Source organism: Candidatus Phytoplasma citri (genome assembly GCF_002009625.1).
Classification (GTDB): Bacteria; Bacillota_I; Bacilli_A; order Acholeplasmatales; family Acholeplasmataceae; genus Phytoplasma; species Phytoplasma citri.
The window spans coordinates 1-1148 of sequence record NZ_MWKN01000057.1; the positions used below are offsets into that span (position 1 = coordinate 1).

Genomic DNA, 1148 nt, shown 5'->3' on the forward strand with positions numbered 1-1148 from the left:
GGAAACTTGCTTGTCCGGTTTGGACGGGGGCTGATTGTAAATAAAACAGCAAAGATAAATCGCTGCATAAAACGCAATTAATCTATCCGTATCTAATTAACTAATATTTGAATGCAATTAACTTTGTTTTTCCGATTATTGTTTGTAATAGGAAACCGGTTAATCGTAAATAATCTATCGATATTAGTAAACTTATTTTTTTAATAAGTTAATTGGAATAATTGACTAAAAAATTGTTAAAATTATTATTATTAATTTAATTTATATAAAAAAATAAAAGGAGTAAATATCAAATGGCAAAATGTTATTTAACAGGTAAAGCTATTTTGTGCGGTAATAAACGTAGTCATGCTATGAATGCTAATAAAAGAAAATGGAAGGCTAATTTGCAAAAAATTCGCATTATTGATGATTGTGGTAAAATTAAAAAAGTTTTTATATCTGTTCGTGCTTTAAAAAAAATGAATTTGCAAAGAATATAATTTTTACTATATTATAAGTATTTTTTATTTTTAATAATTAAATAATTTTAATTGGGTTTCATCACTAAAAATATACTAAATTAAATTATTTTTAAAATTCTATTTAAATTTAATTTAATGCTTAATGCTTTGTGGGTAGTTAATTTATTACACTTAAAAATTTCAAATTTAGTTATGATTTCGTTCTTAATTGTTGATTAATCATTATTTTTTTGATCCAAATAGGAATTTATTTCTCCATCATTATCTTGTATAATTACTTTATTGTCTCTAATATCGATCGTTCCATTAATTCATTTTTTTATGCGGTATTTAATTATTTTAAAAAAGCCATTTTGGTATCCAAAATGGCGATTTTTACATGAAAAATTTTTGATGTTTTACAAAGTGTTTTAACAACAAAAAATTAATAATATTAGTGGGGTTTATTTGCTACAGTTAGTAATTATAATACCCTTTTTATCATAAATTTTTTCTTTTAAATTTTTTGTAAAAAAACATTAACAAAAAAGGATAAACTTAAATTTGCTAAGATTAAAAAAACTTTATATTTTTAATACTTATAAGTGGGCGCCAAAGAGGCCTAAATTTCGTGCTATCTAACCAATAGCCAGAGCCGATAAACTCTGAATGGAGATGGTCGGTCTGACAAACGAAAGAATGTCA

The 1148-nt window shown here is 23.6% G+C and carries 1 protein-coding gene; it reads left to right on the forward strand.

What is annotated here, in order from left to right:
- The first annotated feature begins 293 nt into the window (after window positions 1-293).
- Entirely contained in the window at window positions 294-482 is a 189-nt protein-coding gene (gene rpmB, locus B2G44_RS01865; protein WP_078123148.1) for a 50S ribosomal protein L28, read from the forward strand.
- Window positions 483-1148 lie beyond the last annotated feature (666 nt).